We start from the raw sequence: 19,931 nt of genomic DNA, 5'->3' as shown, positions 1-19,931 counted from the left end.
GCTGCTTAAGTCATTCGTGCTTTTTTTTACTTGTCTTTACATATAGTGGTATTATTCGCGCGCTTTACAAAGTCTGAACGGATCAGTGCAAGTTCAATTACGCACACGGTCGCCATTTGTGGTGATTGGCTACGACAGGGGAAACAAAGGAAATGATGAATAAAAAAGCGGCGCTTGCCTTAATCGTGACAGCGGCATTAATGACGGGTTGCGCACCGCGCACCGCACCCATTCAGAACGTGAGCCAGACCGTTGGGCAGAGCTACACGGATAGTCAAATGCAGCGCGCCATCGTTGAAGCCGGTGCGGCCAACCACTGGGTGATTTCCCCAGCAGGCCCGGGCGTGATGAACGGTAAGCTGTCCGAGCGCGGTCATACGGCCGACATTCGCATCACTTATGCTGCAAACAGCTACCGCATTGATTACGTGAGCAGTACCAATCTGAAAGCGGGCAGCGGCCAGATCCATCGTAACTACAACCGCTGGATTCAGAATCTGAACCAGGGTATTCAGACGCGTCTTGCGGTTCAGGCCGTAAAATAAGCGCCATGCGTGATCGCTGACATAATGTTTTAAAGAAAGCGCTAACGCTGCCGAAAGAGAAAACAGGCGGGCCATGTGCCCGCCTTGTTAATCGGCGACATTCGCATGAGACGGATGACGGACTCGAACGCAAGCAGGGAAGGGATGCCGCACAGCGAAAATCTGACCATCCCTGAGGCTGAAGAAAGAATACAGGTATGAAACTCGCTTACACCCTGGTTGACTGGCACGCGATTGCACCAGGTCACAGCACTGCCGATGAGTGGCAGCACTGGGCCGGGCAGCAAACCGCGTTAGACGCCACCCTACCGATCGCCAAACCCCAATTTTTGCCGATGATGACTGCACGTCGCCTGAGTGCGGGCAGCCGTGCGGCTGTGGAGAGCGGGCTGGCGTTACTGGCACGTCAAACGGTGGATGCCATTGTGTTTACCAGCCGCCACGGTGAGCTGGAACGTAATCTGCGCATACTCACGGCGTTAAAAGATCAGCAGGCGCTGTCTCCGACCGATTTTGCCATGTCTGTACACAATTCTGCGGTGGGTAGCTTAACCATTGCGGCGCGACAGCCGCTGGTCTCTTCGTCGATTTCAGCGGGCATGGACAGTTTTCAACAGGGTTTGCTTGAGGTCGCGGCTTTGCATCAGGCGGGCTACGCGCAGGTGCTGCTGGTGGATTTTGACGGCGTTGTACCTGCCTATTATCAGCCGTGGCTACCTGAAATTGACCGCTTCAACGCCCCTTACGCGGTGGCTCTGTTGCTGCAATCCGGCAATGAGTGGCGCTGCACAGCAGAGCCCGCGCGCCCCGACGCCGAGACTTTGCCGCAAAGTTTGCAATTCCTGCAGGCGATGCTGCAGGGTAACGAACGAATGACGATTGCCGGTGAGCGTCACCTGTGGCACTGGGAGCGTGATCATGGCGGATAATTCGTTAGCCCTGCGCTGGCGTGCTGGCTGCAACTTTTACTGGCGACTGGTGATGACCGCCGTGAGTTTTACGTTGTTCAGCGTTGGCGGTCTGCTGCTGTCTGTGACCTGGTTTAACCTGCTGCTGTTGATTCAGCGCGATGGCCTGCGCCGGCGTCAGATTGCGCGCAGTAGCATTGCCTGGAGCTTCCGCTGTTTCCTGCGCTTCTGTCGCTTTGTCGGCGTCTACGATTATCAGATCATCGGTGCGGAACGACTGCGCGAGGATCGCGGCTGCCTGATTGTAGCCAACCACCCCTCGCTGATCGATTATGTGATGATTGCTTCGGTACTGCCGGAAATGGACTGTCTGGTTAAGGCCGAATTGCAGCACAACATTTTTTTTAATGGCGTAATCAAATCTGCCGATTACCTGATTAACAGCGAAGCCGATACCTTATTGCCAGATAGCCAGCAGCGTTTAGCGCGCGGCGATACCATCCTGATTTTTCCTGAAGGTACGCGTACCCGTTATGGTGAACCGTTGAAGCTGCAACGCGGTGCCGCCAATATCGCGGTGCGTGCCGGATGCGATCTGCGCGTGGTACATATTAGCTGCACCCAGCGTATGCTCGATAAGCAAAGTCGCTGGTATCAGATTCCGCTGGTTAAACCCGTTTTTACTGTACGCGTACAATCGCGTATTGATAGCCAGGCCTTCAGTGAAGCCGAAGAAGATGCGCAGCCGCTCGCCGCGCGTCGCCTGACGCGTCACCTGCAACAGGCACTGGTCCCTGAAGAGACAAAGTAAGTTATGCAAGCACTGATTGACGACATCAAACTGATGATTATCGACACGCTGAATCTGGAAGATATCAGCCCGGACGATATAGAAACCGACGCACCCTTGTTTGGCGAAGGGTTGGGACTCGATTCAATCGATGCCCTTGAGCTGGGACTGGCGGTGAAAAATCGCTTCGGCGTACAGCTTTCCGCAGAAAGCGAAACCTTACGCGCGCACTTTTTTTCCGTGGCCACGCTGGCCGCGTTTGTTGAACAACAGCAAGCCTGAGAACAGTCAAAATGATGAATAAAGACGAAATTTACCAGGAAGTGGCCTCGCTACTCACCTCGCTGTTTGAAATTGATGCCGATGATATCCGCCCGGATGTCCGTCTGTATGAAGACCTCGAACTCGACAGCATTGATGCGGTGGATATGGTGGTGCACCTGCAAAAGCGTACCGGCCGTAAAATCAAACCTGAAGCCTTCCGTGCGGTTCGCACCGTGCAGGATGTGGTGGATGCCGTCGATCAACTGATGCGCGACGAAGCCTGATTTCCGGCATGCCAGCCTTTCTGCGCCTGTTAAATGGTCTGGCCCTGCTGGCCTGGCCATTTCTGGTGTGGCTCGCTGTCACCCATCCGCAATGGCGTGGTGTGATTGCTCTGTTAGCCTTGCTGTTTGGCTGGCGTATCTGGCAATTACGTCACGCGCAGGGCGCGATGGGGCGAGTGATGCTGTTGCTGGCGCTGGTGGGCACCTTACTGTGCCTTGCCAGCATGCTACTGCGCAGCCAGCATTTGTTGCTGTGGTATCCGGTGGTGGTCAATACGCTGATGCTGCTGCTGTTTGGCACATCTTTGTGGAGCCCCATGCCACTGGTCGAACGTTTAGCGCGGCTGCGTGAAGCGGATTTGCCTGCGCGGGCAGTGCGCTATACGCGGCGCGTGACACAGGTATGGTGTGGGTTTTTCATTTTTAACGGCAGCGTGGCGTTGGTCACTTGCCTGCTCAATGATCTCTCGCTGTGGACACTCTGGAATGGGTGCATCAGCTATCTGCTGATGGGCACGCTGATGGGCGGCGAATGGCTGCTGCGTCAGCGTATGAGGAACAAGGCATGAAGGTGGTGAGTATCCGCGACTGGCTCGAAGCGCCGGATCGTGTCGTGGCCTGGCAAGGGCAGCAACAGCATTGGTTATCGGAAATGCGCCAGCAGGTGATGGCGTTAGTGGAGACATTGCAACGGCTGCCGGGCCAGCACTGGGCGTTATGCTTCGATAACAGTTATCACTTCACGGCTGCGCTGCTGGCGTTATGGCACGCCGGTAAAACCCCGGTGATCCCCGGACATTGTCGTGCCGCGCAGCTGGAAGAGATGGCAGACCAATTGGATGGCGTGATCAGCGATATGCCGCTGGCGGTGTCCCTGCCACAGTTGCGCTGGGACGGTGCACTGGCGCTGGGTGAGCTGCCTGCCATCGCCGGGGATGCCGCGCTGGTGTTGTTCACCTCCGGTTCCACGGGCACCCCACGTCGCGTAGTGAAATCACTGCGTGCACTCGATCTCGAAGCGCAGTGGCTGGCGGCGTTATGGGCCGAGCGTCTGCAGCAATGCCACGTCATTGCCTCAGTGAGCCATCAGCATCTGTATGGCCTGACGTTTCGCATTGTGTTACCGATGGCGTTAAGTTTGCCACTCGCCGCCCAGCAAATTTTTTACGGTGAGCAGTTGGCCGATCAGCGCCGCGATCGCCGCTACGCCTTTATTAGCAGTCCGGCCTTTTTGCGACGCCTTGATCCTGCCCTGGATGCGCCGTCGTGTGCGTTGATTGTTTCGGCAGGCGGGGCTTTGCCCTGGGCTGATGCGCAACGTGCTCAGAATGCCTTCGCTTGTGCGGTGGATGAGATTTACGGCAGCACCGAAACCGGCGTGATGGGCTGGCGCTGTGCGCAGGAAGAAAACGCCCCGTGGCACTGTTTTCCACAGGTCAGGCTGGAGCAGCAGGCATCTGCTGAATGGCGGGTGTTTTCGGCGTTGCTGGAAACCACTGAGGGTTGGCCGCTCGACGATCGTATTGTGCAACAGCCCTCCGGCGTATTTCAGCTGGCGGGGCGTCAGGATCGGGTGGTGAAGATCGAAGATAAGCGCGTTTCTCTCAGTGAGATCGAGCGACGACTGCTGGCCTTACCCGGCGTGGAAGATGCTGCCGCTCTGGCGATTCAGCGTCACGGACGCCAGGCGATTGGCGTGGTGCTGGCTTTGCCGGACACGCTGGATGCCGCAACGCTGACCCAACGCAAGAAACAATGGAAAATCGCGCTGCAACCCTGGCTTGAGCCGGTCGCCATGCCGCGTTACTGGCGTGTCGTCAACGCGATTCCGGTGACGGCGCAGAGTAAACGTGCCTGGCCCCAAATTGAGGAACTGTTTGATGTTGCCGGTTGAACTCAACGCCCTGCAGCAGGGCGCAACACTGACGTTGCGCCTGCATGCTGCCGCGGATCTGTTTTGGTTCCGCGGCCACTTCCCGACCTTACCGATTTTACCCGGCGTGGCGCAGCTCGACTGGGCTTTACATTACGGCCTGTCACGCCTGGCCATCGGTAAACACTTCCGTTCTATTGAGAACATCAAGTTTCAGCAGCCGGTGCCGCCTGATGCGGAACTGGAGCTGCAGTTGAGCTGGCAGGAAGACAAATCACTGCTGAGTTTTAGCTACAGCCTGATTCGCGTGGACAGCATTGAGATTGCCAGCAGCGGGAAGATTCGCCTGTGCTGAATGCGCCTTTCAACCCCTGTGTTCTGATTCCCTGTTACAACCACGGCGCCATGCTGGCCTCGGTGCTGGCGCGCCTGGCTCCCTTTAATCTGCCGGTGATTATCGTCGATGACGGCAGTGATACGCAGACTCAGCAGCAGATCGCCGCCCTTGAGGCCCCACAGCTGGATATCCTCACCTTACCGGTGAATCAGGGCAAAGGTGCGGCGGTGATTGCCGGAATGCGCCGAGCCGCCGCAGCAGGGTACAGCCACGCGCTGCAACTCGACGCGGATGGTCAGCATCAGGTGGAAGACACGCCGCGCATGCTGGCGGAAGCGGAAAGCCATCCCGATTGCCTGATCTCCGGCCAGCCTGTTTACGATGATTCCATTCCGAAATCCCGCTTGTATGGCCGTTACATCACCCATTTTTGGGTGTGGATTGAAACGCTCTCCTTCTCGCTAAAAGACAGCATGTGCGGTTTTCGTGTTTACCCGCTGCAACCTTCATTAGCACTCTGCGATCGCCACCCGATTGGCCAGCGCATGGATTTCGACACCGAAATCATGGTGCGACTCTACTGGCAGGGTACGCCGAGCCGTTTTATCAGCACGCGCGTCACCTATCCGGAAAGCGGCCTGTCACATTTTGATGCCTTGCACGACAACCTGCGTATCTCATGGATGCACACGCGCCTGTTCTTTGGCATGGTGCCGCGCATCCCACAGTTACTGAGCCGGGGTAAAACGGCGCAGCACTGGGCCGCCACGCCAGAACGCCGGGGTCAGAGCGGGTTGCGTTTTATGCTGTGGTTGTATCGTCGCGCCGGGCGGCTGCCGTTTGTGCTGTTGCTTTGGCCGGTGGTGGCGGTTTACTGGTTGAGCGGACGTGAGGCGCGTAACGCTTCTCAGCAATGGCTGACGCGGGTGCAGGCAGAAGCCAGTAAACAGCAGATTGCCCTGCCGGCGCCGATCAACAGCTATCGCCACTTTCTGCGCTTTGGTTACAGCATGCTGGATAAAGTCGCCAGCTGGCGCGGAGAGGTGAAGTGGGGACGCGATATTGATTTTGCGCCGGGTGCCGAAGCGGTCATCCGTGCTGCGGATGGCAAAGGACATTTGATCCTCGCTTCGCATCTGGGTGATATCGAAGCTTGCCGCGCGATGGCAAAACAGGTCAGCGGGCTGGTGATCAACGCGCTGGTGTTTACCGATAACGCCCAGCGCTTTCGCGAGGTGCTGGAGAGCATCGCGCCGCAGGCTGGGGTAAATCTAATGCCGGTCACCGATATCGGCCCGGATACGGCCATCCTGCTGCAGCAAAAACTGGATGCCGGTGAATGGGTGGCGATTGTCGGCGATCGTACCGCCGTACATCGTCAGCGCGGGGGCGAACGCCGCGTGGTGTGGAGTGCATTTATGGGCCGTCCGGCACCGTTTCCGCAGGGGCCTTTTGTGCTGGCCGCCGCCTTACGCTGTCCGGTGCTGTTGATGTTTGCCTTGCGGGAACAGGGCAGACTGCGTGTGCATTGTGAGCCTTTTGCCGATCCGATCCTGCTGCCGCGAGCCCAACGACAGGCGGCGCTGCAGGCCACGGTGGATCGCTACGCCGAACGACTGCAACAGCATGCGCTGATGGCGCCGCTGGACTGGTTTAACTTTTACGATTTCTGGACGTTACCAGAGGAGAAGAGCCGCGATGAGTGAACATATCTGGCGCGCTGAGGTTGAATTAACCGTGTCGTTCCACGACTGCGACCCGATGGGCGTGGTGTGGCACGGCAACTATTTCCGTTTTTTTGAAGTGGCGCGTGAAGCGCTATTGCGCAGCATCAACTATAGCTACGGTGAGATGACCGCCAGCGGTTTTGTCTGGCCAGTGGTGGACACGCGTGTCAAATACCGCCAGCCGTTACGCTGTGAAGAGGTGATCCGCGTGGAAGCCCGCATTACGGAATACGAGAACCGCTTGCGTATCGATTATGTCATCCGCAATGTGGCGGGCCAGATCACCACCAAAGCACACACGCTGCAAGTGGCGGTCGATGCGGCGAGTCAGGAGATGAATTTCGTTTCACCCGATATTTTATTTGAACGCCTGGGAGTCAAACCGTGATCAGAACTCTTTGTCTGATGCTGACGTTGCTGTGTGCCAGTGCACAGGCCATCACGTTGGATCAGCTGCAGCAGCGTTTTGCCAGCCAGCCGGTGATCCGCGCCAACTTCGAGCAGGTGCGCACCATTTCTGGTATGTCGCAGCCGCTGGTGTCGCGCGGCCAGTTATTAATCGCCCAGCAACAAGGTTTGTGGTGGCATCAGGCCACGCCGTTTGTGATGACCTTGATTCTCGATGATAAGCGGATGGTTCAGAGCATGAGCGGTCAGCCGCCGCAGGTGATCACCGCCGACAGCAATCCTCAGATGTTTCAGTTCAATCATCTGCTGCGCGCCTTGTTTCAGGCCGACGAAAAGGTGCTGCGCGAGAATTTTGAACTCGATTTCCACGATAAGGGGAATGACCAGTGGCAGCTCAGCCTGACGCCTAAGGCGGCACCGCTGAACAAAATCTTCAACCGCATCGATCTGCAAGGCGCAGCCTTCCTTAACAGCATTACGCTGGATGATAAGCAGGGCGATAAAACCGCCATCACTTTAAGTGATACCCGCACCGAGCCGAAACAACTGACTGATGAAGAGCGAGCGCGTTTTGTCCCAGCGCAGTGAGAAAACCGCTGCGCTGCTGTGGCTGGCGGTATGTCTGGCATTGGCGGTGGCACTGGCCATCCTGTTGCCGCGCAGCCAGCTGAATAGCAGCGTGCTGGCTTTATTGCCGCAACAAAATCTTGGGCAAGCACCCGCTGAGATCCAGCAAGGCTTTATGCAACGGCTGGATCGCCAACTGGTGTGGCTGGTGAGCGCCGATGATGCGCATGGCGATGAAGTGGCAGAGTGGTGGCAAGCGCAGCTTCAGGCGCTGCCGATGCTGAAACAGGTTAGCGGTGCGCTGGATGATGACCAGTTGCAGCGTTGGGGCACCTACGCCTTCCAGCATCGTAACGGCCTGATCGATCCGTTGACGCGCGCACGTCTGCAAAACGGCGGTACGGCACAAGCCGACTGGATTCTGGCGCAACTGTTCTCAGCGTTTGCTGGTGTGAGCAGTAAAGAAATTCAAAACGACCCGCTGATGCTGGTGCGTGGCGCGCAGCTGGCACTGCAGCAGAATGCCAGCAAAATGGTGCTGCATAACGGCTGGTTAACCGTGAATGACGCCCAACAGCGCCGCTGGTATTTCCTGCACGGTGAACTGGCGAGCAATGCCTTTAGCATTCAGCAAAGTCATCAGTTGGTGACCGCCCTCAATCAGCTTGAACAGCAGTTAAAAACGCGCAGGCCAGATGCGCAGCTGTTAACGCGTGGCACAGTGCTGTTTAGCGATGATGCCAGCCAGCGCGCGCAGCATGATGTCGAAACGCTCGGCAGCGTCACACTGGCCGGCTTGCTGCTGCTGGTGTGGCTGGTGTTTCGCTCGCTGCGGCCCCTGGCGCTGTGTGCGCTCTCGGTGGCGATAGGCGCGATGGCGGGTACGGTGCTGACCTTGATCTGTTTTGGTGAGCTGCATCTCACGACGTTAGTGATGAGCCTCAGCATTGTCGGCATCTCTGCCGATTATACCTTGTACTATCTGACGGAACGCATGGTACACGGCGAACAATCCACGCCATGGCAAAGCCTGCACAAGGTGCGGGCCACTTTACTGCTGGCACTGGGCACCACGGCGATTGCCTGGCTGCTGATGTTGCTGGCACCGTTCCCCGGTTTGCGCCAGCTGGCGGTGTTTGCCGCCAGCGGGTTAAGTGCCTCTTGCCTGACGGTGATCTGTTTTTATCCATGGCTGGTGCGCGGCCTGCCGGTGCGCCCCATCCCCGGCATGGTGTGGCTGGCGCGCTGGTTAGCGGCATGGCGCCGTAACACGCTGTTAAAAGTCGGATTGCCACTGCTGGTGGCGCTCTATGCACTGAGCGGTATCCTGCAACTGCATGTCGATGACGATATTGCCCATCTGCAGAGCGCTCCCGCGAAACTGCTGGCGCAGGATCGCCAACTGGCACAGCTCACGGAACAGCAGGCCGATCAAACCTGGTTTGTGGTATGGGGCGATAACGAACAGCAGGCATTGCAGCGTCTCAGCGAATTAACACCAAAGCTGCAACTGGCGCAGCAGCAGGGTTGGATGGCGGGTTATCGCGTATTGCCGCTTAATTCGCTGGATCAGCAACAGCAGGATCTGCAGCTGTTGCAGCAGGCCGCGCCAACTATCCTGGCGCGGTTAACGCAGGCAGGCATCACGTTAACCCATGCCGACTTAACGGCGATGCCAGTCAAAGCCGATAACTGGCTGGCGAGTCCGCTGAGTGAGGGTTGGCGTTTGCTGTGGCTCTCGTTGCCGGATGGACGCAGCAGTGTGCTGGTGCCGGTCAATGGCGTGAAAAACAGTGCGGCGTTATTAGACTTAGCCACGCAGCAGGCGGGCGTGAGCTGGGTCGATCGCAAAGCCAGCTACGATGAGCTGTTCCGCTTCTGGCGTACACTGCTGAGTGGCCTGTTGGCACTCGCGCTGCTGCTGATTACCGTCAGTTATATCGTACGACTTGGTTTGCAAGCAGGTTTGCGCAGCGCGTTGCCTTCCTGGCTGTCGCTGGCGGCAGCGCTGGCAACATTAGGCTGGATTGGCGCCAGCCTGAACTTATTTGCCTTGCTGGCGCTGATTCTGGTGCTGGGCATCGGCATCAATTACACGTTGTTCTTCAGTAATCCGCGCGGTACGCCACTGACCTCAATGCTGGCCGTCACGCTGGCGATGATGACCACACTGCTGACGTTGGGCATGCTGGTGTTCAGCAGCACGGCGGCGATCAGTGGTTTTGGCACGGTGCTGTGCAGCGGAATCTTTTGTGCATTCTTGCTGGCCCCACTGGCGCTGGCCCCAGGGAAAAGGAAGCAACGATGAAAACAGGTGCTTTGTTGTTGATGCTGAGTCTGCTGTTGAGCAGTTGCGCACAGCATGACAGCGCATCCAATCGGCCCACCGCGTGGCTGAAGCCGGGCGTGCGCGTCACGTTGCCTGCGCCGGGCATTTCACCCGCGTTTCAGCAGCAGCAACTGCTGACCGGCCACGCCAAAGGCAAAACCCAGTCACTGCTGGTGCTGTTAAGCGCCGATTCACAGCAAATCAGCCTGGCGGGATTGTCCTCACTGGGCATTCGCTTGTTCCGCGTGACCTATGATAAAAACGGGATTCATACGCAGCAGATGATGGCGCTGCCCGAAATGCCGCCAGCCAGCCAGGTGCTAGCGGATGTCATGCTGAGCCACTGGCCGCTGAGTGCATGGCAGCCGCAGTTGCCGCCAGGCTGGCAGTTAATCGACGATGGCGATCGTCGTGAGTTGCGCGATCCTGCCGGTAACGTAGTGACGTTGATTCGCTATCTGCAACGGGGAACCGTGCGTGAACCGATCAGCATCGACCAGCGCGCATTCGGTTATCAAATTCAAATCCAGCATCTGGACGCATCCTCATGATCTACATTTCGGCATTTGGCATGGTGAATGCGCTCGGCAACTCACTGGAGCAGATTGCCGCGCAGCTGACGTCAGGCTATGCCCCCGGTATGCAACCGCGCGAAGGCTGGTTGCAGCAAGGTAAAACCTGTTGGCTGGGCGAGGTGCCGGGCGAATTGCCGTCAGTGCCCGACGCACTTGCCGCGCATAACACGCGCAATAATCAGCTGCTGCTGGCGGCACTGGCGCAGATCCGTCCGGCCGTGGATGCGGCGATTGCCCGGTTTGGTCGTGAGCGCGTGGCGGTGGTGCTGGGCACCAGCACGTCAGGGGTGGACGAGGGCGATCGTCAAGTCGACGGAGGCTTGCCGGGTTACGATTACCGCATGCAAGAGTTGGGTGATCCGTCGCGCTTCCTGGCGCACTACCTTGAGCTGGATGGCCCGGCGTACACGATTTCTACTGCCTGTTCCTCCAGCGCCCGCGCGTTAATCAGCGGACAGCGCTTGATTGAGGCCGGTCTGGTGGATGTGGCGCTGGTGGGCGGTGCGGATTCATTGAGCCGCATGCCAATTAACGGCTTTGCCAGCCTGGATTCGTTATCCGAGCGTCAGTGTGCGCCGTTCAGTGCAGAACGTGACGGTATTTCTATCGGTGAAGCGGGGGCGCTGCTGCTGCTAACGCGTGAGCCGCAGCCGCTGGCGCTGCTTGGTGCGGGTGAGTCATCAGACGCCTGGCATATGTCGGCTCCGCATCCTGAAGGCATTGGCGCAGAGCAAGCGATGAAGATGGCGCTGAAGCAGGCCGAATTGCATCCGCAGGATATCGGCTACATTAATTTGCACGGCACCGCGACGCCACTCAACGATCAGGTCGAGTCGGGCGTGGTTCATCGCTTGTTTGGCGATAGCGTGCCTTGTAGTTCCACTAAGCACCTAACGGGCCATACGCTCGGCGCGGCGGGTGCGACCGAGGCGGCGCTGGCGGCACTTATCGTGCAGCAGAATCTGGCGTTACCGGCGCAGGATTTTAGCGCCACTACCCTGGATAGCACGTTGCCGGTTTGCGGACTGCTGACTTTGCCACAGCCGCTGGCGCGTCCCATCATCGCCTCAAACTCTTTTGCTTTTGGCGGGAACAACACCTGCCTGATTGTAGGAAAGCCTCATGACTGATTTTCTGCCGGTGGGCGACTATCTGCCGCACCGTGCACCGATGCTGCTGCTGGATCGCGTGATTCAGGTCAGCAACGAGCGCGTGGTGTGTGAAGTGACCATCAACCACCAGGGCGTACTCGCTCCGTTTCTTAATGCGCAGGGCGAACTGCCCGCCTGGTTCGGCGTCGAGATCATGGCGCAGACCGTTGGCGTCTGGTCAGGCTTTCATGCCCGACAGCGCGGCGATCGGGATATCCGCCCCGGTATGTTACTGGGTGGACGCGGCTATCGTGCCGCTGCTGCCACCTTTGCCGCAGACAGCACGCTGCGGGTGGAGATGCACTTGCTGATGCGTGATGACAAGCTCGGTAGCTTCGAAGGCGAGATCCGCAGTCAGGATGCGGTCATTGCCAGCGGTCGGCTGAATACCTATCAGCCGGATGAACAGGAACTTAATCAATTACAACAAGGGATGCAGCCATGACGCGCAGCGTATTAGTGACCGGCGCCAGTAAAGGGATTGGCCGCGCCATTGCGCTTCGCCTGGCGCAGGATGGTTTCAACGTGGTGGTGCATTACCACCGTGATGCAGCGGGTGCACAACAGACGCTGGCGGAGATCACGGATGCGGGCGGAGTGGGGCGCACTCTGCAGTTTGACGTGGCCGATCGCGAGGCCACGCGCACCGCAATTGAAAACGATATCGCCGAACACGGCGCCTATTACGGCGTAGTGAACAATGCCGGTATCACGCGCGACGGCGCTTTCCCGGCCCTGACCGAAGATGAGTGGGACAGCGTGATCCACACCAACCTCGACAGCTTCTACAACGTGATTCATCCCTGTGTGATGCCGATGATTGGTCTGCGTCAAGGCGGCCGAATCGTCACCTTATCCTCGGTGTCCGGAATCATGGGCAATCGCGGCCAGGTGAATTACAGCGCGGCCAAAGCGGGGATTATTGGTGCCACCAAAGCGCTGGCAATCGAGTTAGCAAAACGCAAAATCACCGTGAACTGTATTGCGCCAGGTTTGATTGACACCGGCATGACGGATCTGGAGCCGATGGTGATCGACGAAGCGCTGAAGATCATTCCTATGAAGCGCATGGGGGCGGCTGAGGAAGTTGCCGGACTGGCCAGCTATTTGCTATCGGATATTGCGGGCTACGTTACGCGTCAGGTGATTTCAATCAACGGAGGTATGCTGTGATGCAGCGAGTCGTGGTTACGGGCATGGGTGGCGTCACCGCCTTTGGCGAAAACTGGCCCGCGGTGGCCGCACGCATCAAGCAGGGGCAAAACGCGGTGCGGAAAATGCCGGAGTGGCAAATTTACGACGGATTGCACACGTTGCTTGGTGCCCCGGTAGATAATTTCGAACTGCCTGCGCATTACACGCGTAAACGCATTCGTTCCATGGGGCGTGTTTCGTTAATGGCAACGCGCGCCACCGAGCTGGCGCTGGAACAGGCCGGCTTGATCGATCACCCGGTGCTGACCAGCGGTGAAACCGGCATTGCCTATGGTTCATCGACTGGCAGCACCGGCCCGGTCAGTGAATTTGCCACCATGCTGACGGAAAAGCACACCAATAACATTACCGGCACCACCTATGTGCAGATGATGCCGCATACCACGGCGGTGAACGCCGGGCTGTTCTTTGGCCTGCGCGGCCGGGTAATCCCGACTTCCAGCGCTTGCACCTCAGGCAGCCAGGCGATTGGCTATGCGTGGGAAGCGATCCGCCATGGATATCAAACCGTGATGGTGGCAGGCGGTGCGGAAGAACTGTGTCCTTCCGAAGCGGCGGTGTTTGACACGCTGTTTGCCACCAGTCAACGCAACGATGCACCGCATTCATCGCCGTCACCTTTTGATCAACAGCGCGATGGGTTGGTGATTGGCGAGGGTGCGGGAACATTGATCCTCGAATCACTGGAGCATGCCCAGGCACGCGGCGCCACCATTTACGCCGAATTGGTAGGGTTCCACACCAACTGTGATGCGGCACATATTACCCAGCCGCAGCGTGAAACCATGCAGATTTGCATCGAACGCGCGCTGAAAACGGCGGGCGTCACGCCGGAGCAGATTGGCTATATCAATGCCCATGGCACGGCGACAGACCGGGGTGATATCGCTGAAAGTCAGGCGACGGCGGCAATTTTTGGCAATGACACGCCGATTTCATCGCTGAAAAGTTACTTTGGTCACACGCTCGGTGCTTGCGGCGCGTTGGAAGCCTGGATGAGCATTGAGATGATGCGAGAAGGGTGGTTTGCGCCCACGCTGAATCTGACACAGCCCGCAGCAGAGTGCGGCGATCTTGACTACATCATTGGCGAATCACGCTCAATTGATACCGATTATATTCAATCCAACAACTTTGCCTTCGGTGGTATCAACACCTCGCTGGTGTTTAAACGCTGGCGCGACGCTTAACCCCTCCTTGAGCCAGCGGCGATGGTCATAAAGCCGCTGGCCTCTGATTTTTACCGGCCTCAAATCCCCACAAAATATGCGTGAAAATGCAGGCTATTGCTTATAAAAGTCGCAATCTTTGCGATTTCTTAACGATCTGGCGTACCTGACCACGTGTGATGAAGAAAGTTCAGCGAATTTGCTTGCTTTCGCATTCGCTCTCCGCATAATCGCAAACCGTAATAAAAATGATTATCAATATATTTCGTATCAGGGGATATCCATGCGTACTTCGCCTTTCAATCCCGGACTGAAACCGACGCTGCTTGCTGTTCTGGTCAGTGCCGGTTGTTTGCCAGTGATGGCTGCTACCACCAACACCACAACGTCTTCAACCGCGGCCAAAAACGAACAGCAGACGCTGACCGTGACCGCGACGCCACAAGCTGATTTCAAATCCGGCGGCAATGATTTAGTGCCCGCATACCTCGACGGGCAAATTGCCCACGGCGGCCGCCTCGGCATGCTGGGTGAGCAAAATGCCATGGACGTGCCGTTTAACGTCATCGGCTTCACCTCGAAAATGATTCAGGATCAGCAGGCGAAAACCATCGCTGACGTCGTGCGCAATGACGCCAGCGTGCAGAACGTTCAGGGTTACGGCAACTACGCTGAAACCTATCGCATTCGTGGTTTTGAGCTGGATGGCGATGACATGACCTATGGCGGACTGCCAGGTGTCGTGCCGCGTCAGGTCATCGATACCCAATTGATTGATCGCGTGGAAGTGTTTAAAGGCGCTAACTCACTGGTTAACGGTGCGGCAACGTCAGGCGTTGGCGGCATGATCAACCTTGAGCCAAAACACGCGGAAGATACGCCAATGGCGCGTGTCGGCCTGGATTACACGTCGTCTTCTCAGGTGGGCGGATCGGTTGATGCCGGACGTCGTTTTGGTGATAACAATCAGTTTGGCGTTCGCGTCAATGTACTGGATCGTGAAGGTGATACCGCAGTGCATGGCGCTAAACGCCGCACCACTGCCGCTTCCCTTGGCCTGGATTTCCGTGGCGATCGCCTGCGTACCTCACTGGATGTCGGCTACCAGAAACAGACCTTCCACGGTGACCGTATCGGCGTCAACGTGAGTGGGCTGGACTTCATTCCTGCCCCCACAGCTGCCACGCATAACACCAGCCAGCCTTGGGTCTACAGCAATATCGAGAGTGAATTCGGTATGGCGAAGGCCGAGTATGATTTAACCGATAGCTGGACCTGGTACGGTGCGGTGGGTGCTCAGCACTCCCATGAAATTGGCCTGTATGCCAGCCCGGCGGTCTCCGATGCCAGCGGCGATGCGCAGTATGGCCGCTTAGATACCAACCGTATCAGCGATGCTTTCAGTGGCATGACGGGTATTCGCGGTAACTTCACCACCGGATTTGTCACCCACAAAGTTAACTTTGGTTATTCTGCTGTCACTCAGGCGAATAAAACGGCGTGGCGTTATGGCGCAGCGTCAGTAGACACAAATATTTATAACACCCCGACCACTGCTGTCCCGGAAACGACCTCAGGCAGTGGTGATTACCACGATCCGCTGACCACGGGCCGCACGCGTACTCAGGGTTATCTGCTCAGCGATACCTTAGGCTTCTTTGATGACACCGTATTGTTCACTGCCGGTGCTCGTCATCAGAAAGTCGTGGTACGCAGCTACGATAACAACACAGGTGCGGAAGATACCGATTCTCGCTTTGATGCCAGCCGCTGGATGCCAACTTACGGCGTGGTGTATAAGCCATGGAAAGAGGTTTCTTTCTATGCTAACCACACCGAAGCCCTGCAACCGGGTAGCGCGGCGCCAAATACCGCCGCCAACTACGGTAAAACCACCGGGATCGCGCACTCTAAGCAGAATGAAGTGGGCGTGAAGGTTGACTTTGATCGTGTTGGTGGAGCGTTGTCTCTGTTTGATATCCGCAAACCTAACGCGATCACTAACAGCGATAATGTTTATGCGCTGAACGGCGAGCAACGTAACCGCGGGGTTGAGCTGAATCTGTTTGGCGAACCGGTTTTAGGTTTCCGTCTGAACGGCAGTGCCACCTGGCTGGATGCACAGATCACCGAATCTGCTAACGGCACATTGAATGGCAAACAGGCGATTGGCGTTCCTCGTTACTACTTTGTTCTGGGTGCCGAATACGACATCAAACCGGTGGATGGCTTAACGGCCACGGCTTATGTTAACCATTCAGGCTCACAGTATGCCGATGCGCAGAACACCAAGTCGCTGGATAGTTACACCACGCTGGATCTCGGTGTGCGTTACCGCACCAAGCTGAACGACCATGATATGGTCTGGCGCGTGGGCGTTGATAACGTCACCAATGAGAAGTACTGGTCAAGCGTAGAAAGCTACGGCACCTACATTTACCAGGGCGATCCTCGCACCTTGAAAGTCTCCATGAGCTACGATTTCTAATCCGCGCTTAACAGGGACGCCATCGCGTCCCTGTTGTCCTTTTATACTGAAATATTTCTGTACCTTGCCACGCATTCCATTACACTCAGTGCGGCAATCCTGCGCATAAAAGTCCTTTGTTATTGAGTCAACATGAGTTCACCCGCGCCACCTGACGATCACGACGAGCCTTTACGACAATCTCTGGATGATGCGCACTTCGCTATTGTGGTACTTGCAGTGACCTCTGTTACCCTTATAATCTTCGTCCTGATGGTGACATTATGGATGAGCTAAGGTCAGCAACAGTTCATGGAAGCCTGCAAGGAGATGTCGATGGAAGCCCGAGATGACAAACTGATCGCCATAATTGGCCTGCTCTCCGCCTGTTTAATTGGCGTGGTGTTTCTGTTCACTATGACGTGGCTGACTGATGTGCGCCATCCCGCCGATCCCACACTTGATGTACAAACCTGTCCGCCAAAAGTTCATCCGACGCAAAACTCTTAATCCTGCTGCTCCCGCTTGTGCCACTTAATTTGCTGACTGCGCAACTCTAGCGCCAGCGCTTCGTGCAGCGTGCGATTGCCATTCGGATCGCCCAGGCCAAACAGCGCGCCAGGTGAACGTCGATCGTCTGCCCAGGCCGGATATTCGACTACCGGATAGAGCGAAATCCCTTCCAGCGCCACCCCTTCATCCAGTGCTAACAGCGCCTCTTCCGTGACATGCCGCAGCCAGGGAGCGCGAGCGTCACCTTCCGCACCGGTCTCTGCCAGTAATAGTGGACGTTGATAGCGCTGCCAGCACTGCAGCATCAGGCGATGCAGCGGTTGATAAGTCGCGTGTTCAGCAGGGATGGTATCGCCGGAAAAGAACCAGTGGTTATCGGGATAGTAATTCAGGCCGAGAATATCGAGGAAATCTTCACGTCCGCCCAGCTCCGGCGCATCGCGCCCGGCAATCCAGTCCCAGGCTTCAAATTGGGACTGATGCTGTGCATCTGCATAGGGCTTGCTGTCGGGGTTGTCGGGATCGGCGGCGATTTGTACCAGCGGATCGGTGAGCACAAAGCGCGCGTCAGGATAAACCTCACGAATCGCCTGCATCGCCGCCAGCGAGGCGCGCACCAGCTGGCGTTTAAGTTCGCGGCCGCGCTCGCTGGCATAGGGATCAAGCCAGGAAACATCGGCTCCTGCCCATGACCAGAACGAGATTTGGTTTATCGGGGTGAAAAAAGGGTGTTCAACGCCTTCATCACGCATCAGTTTTGCCATGGCACGTGCGAAACGCTCAAAATGATCGACAAAGGCGCTGCGCCAGATATCGAGATGTTCCGGGTATCCAAAATGCGCCAGCTCCCAGATAATCTGCATATCATGACGTGCGGCGGCATGAACCATGGGTACAAAACTGCGCCAGTCGTATTTGTCAGGCGTGGCTTCGATCAAATGCCAGCGTGCACCGTCGCGGGCAGTGTGTAATCCTTCCTGCGCCAGTGCAGCGTAATCTTTCTCCAGTAACATGTCATGACCACTACTGATCACCATATCCATACGCCGGCCACCACTGCGACAGGCGGTGGAGCAGGGGAAGCTACCCTGGAAAAAACTGCGGAAAAGCTGCGGGTGATGGCGCGGGGATTGCTGAGTCATCATCCTCTCCTCACGGTAAACGTCGGGGGCAGAACGCAAGCCTAAGTCTAGACTGTAAATTAAAGGCGCGTCAGCGAGCAGTAGCAGATGTCTCTGATTGCCATCCGCCGCGAGCAAGACCAACAATAATAGATCCAGTGAATTCAGGGATTCGGTATGAGTGAAGCAGCATCCGTTCAGCAGCCGCCATCGGGCGAAGGGTTACGAGAGATTGTTGATGCACGTTGTGCGCTGCATCCCGAAATGAGTGGCGTCCATCCCCTCAACGATGGTTTGGACGCCTTTGCCGCGCGCTATCTGTTGATGGGCATGGCGCAACACACCATTGATGTGCAGTACTACATCTGGCACAACGATATGTCAGGGCGTTTGCTGTTTAGCGCGCTGCTCGATGCTGCCGAACGGGGCGTCAAAGTGCGCTTGCTATTAGATGACAACAATACGCCGGGCCTGGATGACACGCTGGCCGAACTGGATCGCCATCCGAATATTGCGGTGCGCTTGTTCAATCCGTTTTCCTTTCGCACCCTACGCGCGCTCGGCTACCTGACCGATTTCGCCCGACTTAATCGACGCATGCATAACAAGAGCCTGACGGTGGATGGGGCCGTGACACTGGTCGGTGGGCGCAATATCGGTGACGAATATTTCGGTACTGGCGATGAGCCGCTGTTTACCGATTTGGATGTGCTGGCGATTGGCCCGGTGGTACATCAGGTCGCGCACGATTTCGAGCGCTACTGGCAGAGCAAAGCGGTTTCACCCTTGCGCACGGTGGTGGATGTCTCGGGCGATGCCCATCAGGCGGTGCGTTTACCGGCAGAGTGGCAACAGAGTGAAGCCGTTCAGCGTTATCTGGCGCGGCTGGAGCACTCTTCTTTTGTCAGCCAAATGGAACAGGGATCAATGCAGATGACGTGGGCCGAATCGCGTCTGTTGAGTGATGATCCGCGCAAGGGACTGGGCAAAGCGAAACGTTCCAGCCTGTTGCCGCAACGTATGCTGGAGGTGATTGGCACGCCACAGCAGCAGTTCGATATCATCTCAGCGTATTTTGTGCCCACGCGTGCCGGCGTGGCTCATCTGGTCGCACTGAAGCGGCGGGGTGTCAAAATCGCCATACTCACCAATTCACTGGCGGCCAATGATGTGTCCGTGGTGCACGCAGGTTATGCGCGCTGGCGTAAAAAGCTGCTGCGTCATGGAATTGCGCTGTATGAAATGAAGCCACAAGCTAATGCCAGTGAAGCCCCGCATGACCGTGGGTTAACCGGTAATTCCGGCTCAAGCTTGCATGCGAAAACCTTCACCGTCGATAACCGAAAGGTGTTTATCGGCTCGTTTAATTTTGATCCCCGCTCTGCGGTGCTGAATACCGAAATGGGACTGGTGATTGAGAGTGAAGCCCTGGCGCAGCAAACTCATCAGCGCTTTATAGCCGGGATGCGCGATCGCGCCTGGACACTGCGTCTGGACAACTGGGGGCGGGTGAACTGGGTTGAGTATGCCGGTGAAGCCGGTGAGATGGTGCACAAGCATGAGCCGCAGTGTACGTGGATACAACGACTGCTGGTGCGATTGGTGTGGCGCTTACCGGTGGAGTGGTTGTTGTAAATGACAAGGACATCCCGGCGCACCGGACAACAATCGCCCCCGCATTGCAGGGG

At 57.0% G+C, this 19,931-nt stretch carries 21 protein-coding genes; 20 read left to right on the top strand and 1 reads right to left on the bottom strand.

All coding sequences use genetic code 11. From position 1 onward, the window contains the following. Nucleotides 1-152: 152 nt before the first annotated feature. The 19 genes from ACCW76_RS02875 (at nt 153) to ACCW76_RS02785 (ending at nt 17,119) form a co-directional block, all read left to right on the top strand. Nucleotides 153-545, top strand: a complete 393-nt coding sequence (locus tag ACCW76_RS02875; RefSeq protein ID WP_097119582.1) for a hypothetical protein — start codon at nt 153-155, stop codon at nt 543-545. A gap of 197 nt (nt 546-742) precedes the next feature. Continuing rightward, complete coding sequence (locus tag ACCW76_RS02870; RefSeq protein ID WP_436337668.1) at nt 743-1,474, top strand: beta-ketoacyl synthase chain length factor; 732 nt, start codon at nt 743-745, stop codon at nt 1,472-1,474. Next, complete coding sequence (locus ACCW76_RS02865; protein ID WP_436337667.1) at nt 1,464-2,264, top strand: lysophospholipid acyltransferase family protein; 801 nt, start codon at nt 1,464-1,466, stop codon at nt 2,262-2,264. Before ACCW76_RS02870 ends, ACCW76_RS02865 begins: the two co-directional genes overlap by 11 nt. Before the next feature lie 3 nt (nt 2,265-2,267). Further along, complete coding sequence (locus tag ACCW76_RS02860; RefSeq protein ID WP_034820252.1) at nt 2,268-2,525, top strand: phosphopantetheine-binding protein; 258 nt, start codon at nt 2,268-2,270, stop codon at nt 2,523-2,525. Between the two features lie 11 nt (nt 2,526-2,536). After that, nucleotides 2,537-2,791, top strand: coding sequence for an acyl carrier protein (locus ACCW76_RS02855; protein WP_436337666.1), 255 nt, complete (start codon nt 2,537-2,539; stop codon nt 2,789-2,791). An 8-nt stretch (nt 2,792-2,799) separates the two neighbouring features. Beyond that, nucleotides 2,800-3,360, top strand: coding sequence for a hypothetical protein (locus tag ACCW76_RS02850; protein WP_045831641.1), 561 nt, complete (start codon nt 2,800-2,802; stop codon nt 3,358-3,360). Continuing rightward, a complete protein-coding gene (locus ACCW76_RS02845) occupies nt 3,357-4,685 on the top strand; it encodes an AMP-binding protein (RefSeq protein WP_436337665.1) in 1,329 nt (442 codons plus the stop codon). The genes ACCW76_RS02850 and ACCW76_RS02845 overlap by 4 nt, the downstream gene beginning before the upstream one ends. Further along, nucleotides 4,672-5,019, top strand: coding sequence for an ApeI family dehydratase (locus tag ACCW76_RS02840; protein WP_038647681.1), 348 nt, complete (start codon nt 4,672-4,674; stop codon nt 5,017-5,019). The genes ACCW76_RS02845 and ACCW76_RS02840 overlap by 14 nt, the downstream gene beginning before the upstream one ends. Beyond that, nucleotides 5,013-6,707 carry a glycosyltransferase family 2 protein gene (locus ACCW76_RS02835; RefSeq protein ID WP_436337664.1) on the top strand — a complete coding sequence of 565 codons (1,695 nt, stop codon included), beginning with the start codon at nt 5,013-5,015 and terminating at the stop codon, nt 6,705-6,707. Before ACCW76_RS02840 ends, ACCW76_RS02835 begins: the two co-directional genes overlap by 7 nt. Continuing rightward, nucleotides 6,700-7,116, top strand: coding sequence for an acyl-CoA thioesterase (locus ACCW76_RS02830; protein ID WP_097119589.1), 417 nt, complete (start codon nt 6,700-6,702; stop codon nt 7,114-7,116). Before ACCW76_RS02835 ends, ACCW76_RS02830 begins: the two co-directional genes overlap by 8 nt. A gap of 17 nt (nt 7,117-7,133) precedes the next feature. Then, a complete protein-coding gene (locus tag ACCW76_RS02825; RefSeq protein ID WP_436337697.1) occupies nt 7,134-7,724 on the top strand; it encodes an outer membrane lipoprotein carrier protein LolA in 591 nt (196 codons plus the stop codon). Beyond that, nucleotides 7,690-10,011 carry an MMPL family transporter gene (locus tag ACCW76_RS02820; RefSeq protein ID WP_436337663.1) on the top strand — a complete coding sequence of 774 codons (2,322 nt, stop codon included), beginning with the start codon at nt 7,690-7,692 and terminating at the stop codon, nt 10,009-10,011. The genes ACCW76_RS02825 and ACCW76_RS02820 overlap by 35 nt, the downstream gene beginning before the upstream one ends. Next, the gene (locus ACCW76_RS02815) at nt 10,008-10,583 is read left to right on the top strand and encodes a DUF3261 domain-containing protein (RefSeq protein ID WP_038647671.1); all 576 of its coding nucleotides are present in this window, start codon (nt 10,008-10,010) and stop codon (nt 10,581-10,583) included. Before ACCW76_RS02820 ends, ACCW76_RS02815 begins: the two co-directional genes overlap by 4 nt. Beyond that, on the top strand, nt 10,580-11,737 hold the full coding sequence (locus ACCW76_RS02810) for a beta-ketoacyl-[acyl-carrier-protein] synthase family protein (RefSeq protein WP_436337662.1): 1,158 nt from the start codon (nt 10,580-10,582) through the stop codon (nt 11,735-11,737). The genes ACCW76_RS02815 and ACCW76_RS02810 overlap by 4 nt, the downstream gene beginning before the upstream one ends. Further along, complete coding sequence (locus tag ACCW76_RS02805) at nt 11,730-12,203, top strand: ApeP family dehydratase (RefSeq protein WP_436337661.1); 474 nt, start codon at nt 11,730-11,732, stop codon at nt 12,201-12,203. The genes ACCW76_RS02810 and ACCW76_RS02805 overlap by 8 nt, the downstream gene beginning before the upstream one ends. Beyond that, entirely contained in the window at nt 12,200-12,931 is a 732-nt protein-coding gene (locus tag ACCW76_RS02800) for a 3-ketoacyl-ACP reductase FabG2 (protein WP_436337660.1), read from the top strand. The genes ACCW76_RS02805 and ACCW76_RS02800 overlap by 4 nt, the downstream gene beginning before the upstream one ends. After that, a complete protein-coding gene (locus tag ACCW76_RS02795) occupies nt 12,931-14,163 on the top strand; it encodes a beta-ketoacyl-ACP synthase (protein ID WP_034820199.1) in 1,233 nt (410 codons plus the stop codon). The genes ACCW76_RS02800 and ACCW76_RS02795 overlap by 1 nt, the downstream gene beginning before the upstream one ends. 262 nt (nt 14,164-14,425) lie before the next feature. Then, nucleotides 14,426-16,630 (top strand): TonB-dependent receptor, encoded by a 2,205-nt coding sequence (locus tag ACCW76_RS02790; protein WP_436337659.1) that lies wholly within the window; start codon nt 14,426-14,428, stop codon nt 16,628-16,630. 315 nt (nt 16,631-16,945) lie between these two features. After that, on the top strand, nt 16,946-17,119 hold the full coding sequence (locus ACCW76_RS02785) for a hypothetical protein (protein WP_197079606.1): 174 nt from the start codon (nt 16,946-16,948) through the stop codon (nt 17,117-17,119). On the opposite strand, the gene ACCW76_RS02780 is transcribed toward ACCW76_RS02785, so the two are convergent. After that, nucleotides 17,116-18,264 (bottom strand): beta-glucosidase, encoded by a 1,149-nt coding sequence (locus ACCW76_RS02780; protein ID WP_436337696.1) that lies wholly within the window; start codon nt 18,262-18,264, stop codon nt 17,116-17,118. The genes ACCW76_RS02785 and ACCW76_RS02780 overlap by 4 nt on opposite strands. A 156-nt stretch (nt 18,265-18,420) precedes the next feature. Here ACCW76_RS02780 and ACCW76_RS02775 point away from each other — a divergent pair, with 156 nt between their 5' ends. Continuing rightward, nucleotides 18,421-19,878, top strand: a complete 1,458-nt coding sequence (locus ACCW76_RS02775) for a phospholipase D-like domain-containing protein (RefSeq protein WP_436337658.1) — start codon at nt 18,421-18,423, stop codon at nt 19,876-19,878. The last annotated feature ends 53 nt before the right edge of the window (nt 19,879-19,931 follow it).

Origin of the sequence: Pantoea sp. C8B4 (assembly GCF_051336905.1) — a bacterium.
Taxonomy (GTDB): domain Bacteria; phylum Pseudomonadota; class Gammaproteobacteria; order Enterobacterales; family Enterobacteriaceae; genus Pantoea; species Pantoea rwandensis_B.
This window is presented reverse-complemented; position numbering and strand designations above follow the sequence as displayed.

Bases quoted from the DNA above. Each gene is read 5' to 3' on its own strand.
- ACCW76_RS02875 (WP_097119582.1), top strand. From the start codon at position 153: ATGATGAATAAAAAAGCGGCGCTTGCCTTAATCGTGACAGCGGCATTA.
- ACCW76_RS02870 (WP_436337668.1), top strand. From the start codon at position 743: ATGAAACTCGCTTACACCCTGGTTGACTGGCACGCGATTGCACCAGGT.
- ACCW76_RS02865 (WP_436337667.1), top strand. From the start codon at position 1,464: ATGGCGGATAATTCGTTAGCCCTGCGCTGGCGTGCTGGCTGCAACTTT.
- ACCW76_RS02860 (WP_034820252.1), top strand. From the start codon at position 2,268: ATGCAAGCACTGATTGACGACATCAAACTGATGATTATCGACACGCTG.
- ACCW76_RS02855 (WP_436337666.1), top strand. From the start codon at position 2,537: ATGATGAATAAAGACGAAATTTACCAGGAAGTGGCCTCGCTACTCACC.
- ACCW76_RS02850 (WP_045831641.1), top strand. From the start codon at position 2,800: ATGCCAGCCTTTCTGCGCCTGTTAAATGGTCTGGCCCTGCTGGCCTGG.
- ACCW76_RS02845 (WP_436337665.1), top strand. From the start codon at position 3,357: ATGAAGGTGGTGAGTATCCGCGACTGGCTCGAAGCGCCGGATCGTGTC.
- ACCW76_RS02840 (WP_038647681.1), top strand. From the start codon at position 4,672: ATGTTGCCGGTTGAACTCAACGCCCTGCAGCAGGGCGCAACACTGACG.
- ACCW76_RS02830 (WP_097119589.1), top strand. From the start codon at position 6,700: ATGAGTGAACATATCTGGCGCGCTGAGGTTGAATTAACCGTGTCGTTC.
- ACCW76_RS02825 (WP_436337697.1), top strand. From the start codon at position 7,134: ATGCTGACGTTGCTGTGTGCCAGTGCACAGGCCATCACGTTGGATCAG.
- ACCW76_RS02820 (WP_436337663.1), top strand. From the start codon at position 7,690: ATGAAGAGCGAGCGCGTTTTGTCCCAGCGCAGTGAGAAAACCGCTGCG.
- ACCW76_RS02815 (WP_038647671.1), top strand. From the start codon at position 10,008: ATGAAAACAGGTGCTTTGTTGTTGATGCTGAGTCTGCTGTTGAGCAGT.
- ACCW76_RS02810 (WP_436337662.1), top strand. From the start codon at position 10,580: ATGATCTACATTTCGGCATTTGGCATGGTGAATGCGCTCGGCAACTCA.
- ACCW76_RS02805 (WP_436337661.1), top strand. From the start codon at position 11,730: ATGACTGATTTTCTGCCGGTGGGCGACTATCTGCCGCACCGTGCACCG.
- ACCW76_RS02800 (WP_436337660.1), top strand. From the start codon at position 12,200: ATGACGCGCAGCGTATTAGTGACCGGCGCCAGTAAAGGGATTGGCCGC.
- ACCW76_RS02795 (WP_034820199.1), top strand. From the start codon at position 12,931: ATGCAGCGAGTCGTGGTTACGGGCATGGGTGGCGTCACCGCCTTTGGC.
- ACCW76_RS02790 (WP_436337659.1), top strand. From the start codon at position 14,426: ATGCGTACTTCGCCTTTCAATCCCGGACTGAAACCGACGCTGCTTGCT.
- ACCW76_RS02785 (WP_197079606.1), top strand. From the start codon at position 16,946: ATGGAAGCCCGAGATGACAAACTGATCGCCATAATTGGCCTGCTCTCC.
- ACCW76_RS02780 (WP_436337696.1), bottom strand. From the start codon at position 18,264: ATGACTCAGCAATCCCCGCGCCATCACCCGCAGCTTTTCCGCAGTTTT.
- ACCW76_RS02775 (WP_436337658.1), top strand. From the start codon at position 18,421: ATGAGTGAAGCAGCATCCGTTCAGCAGCCGCCATCGGGCGAAGGGTTA.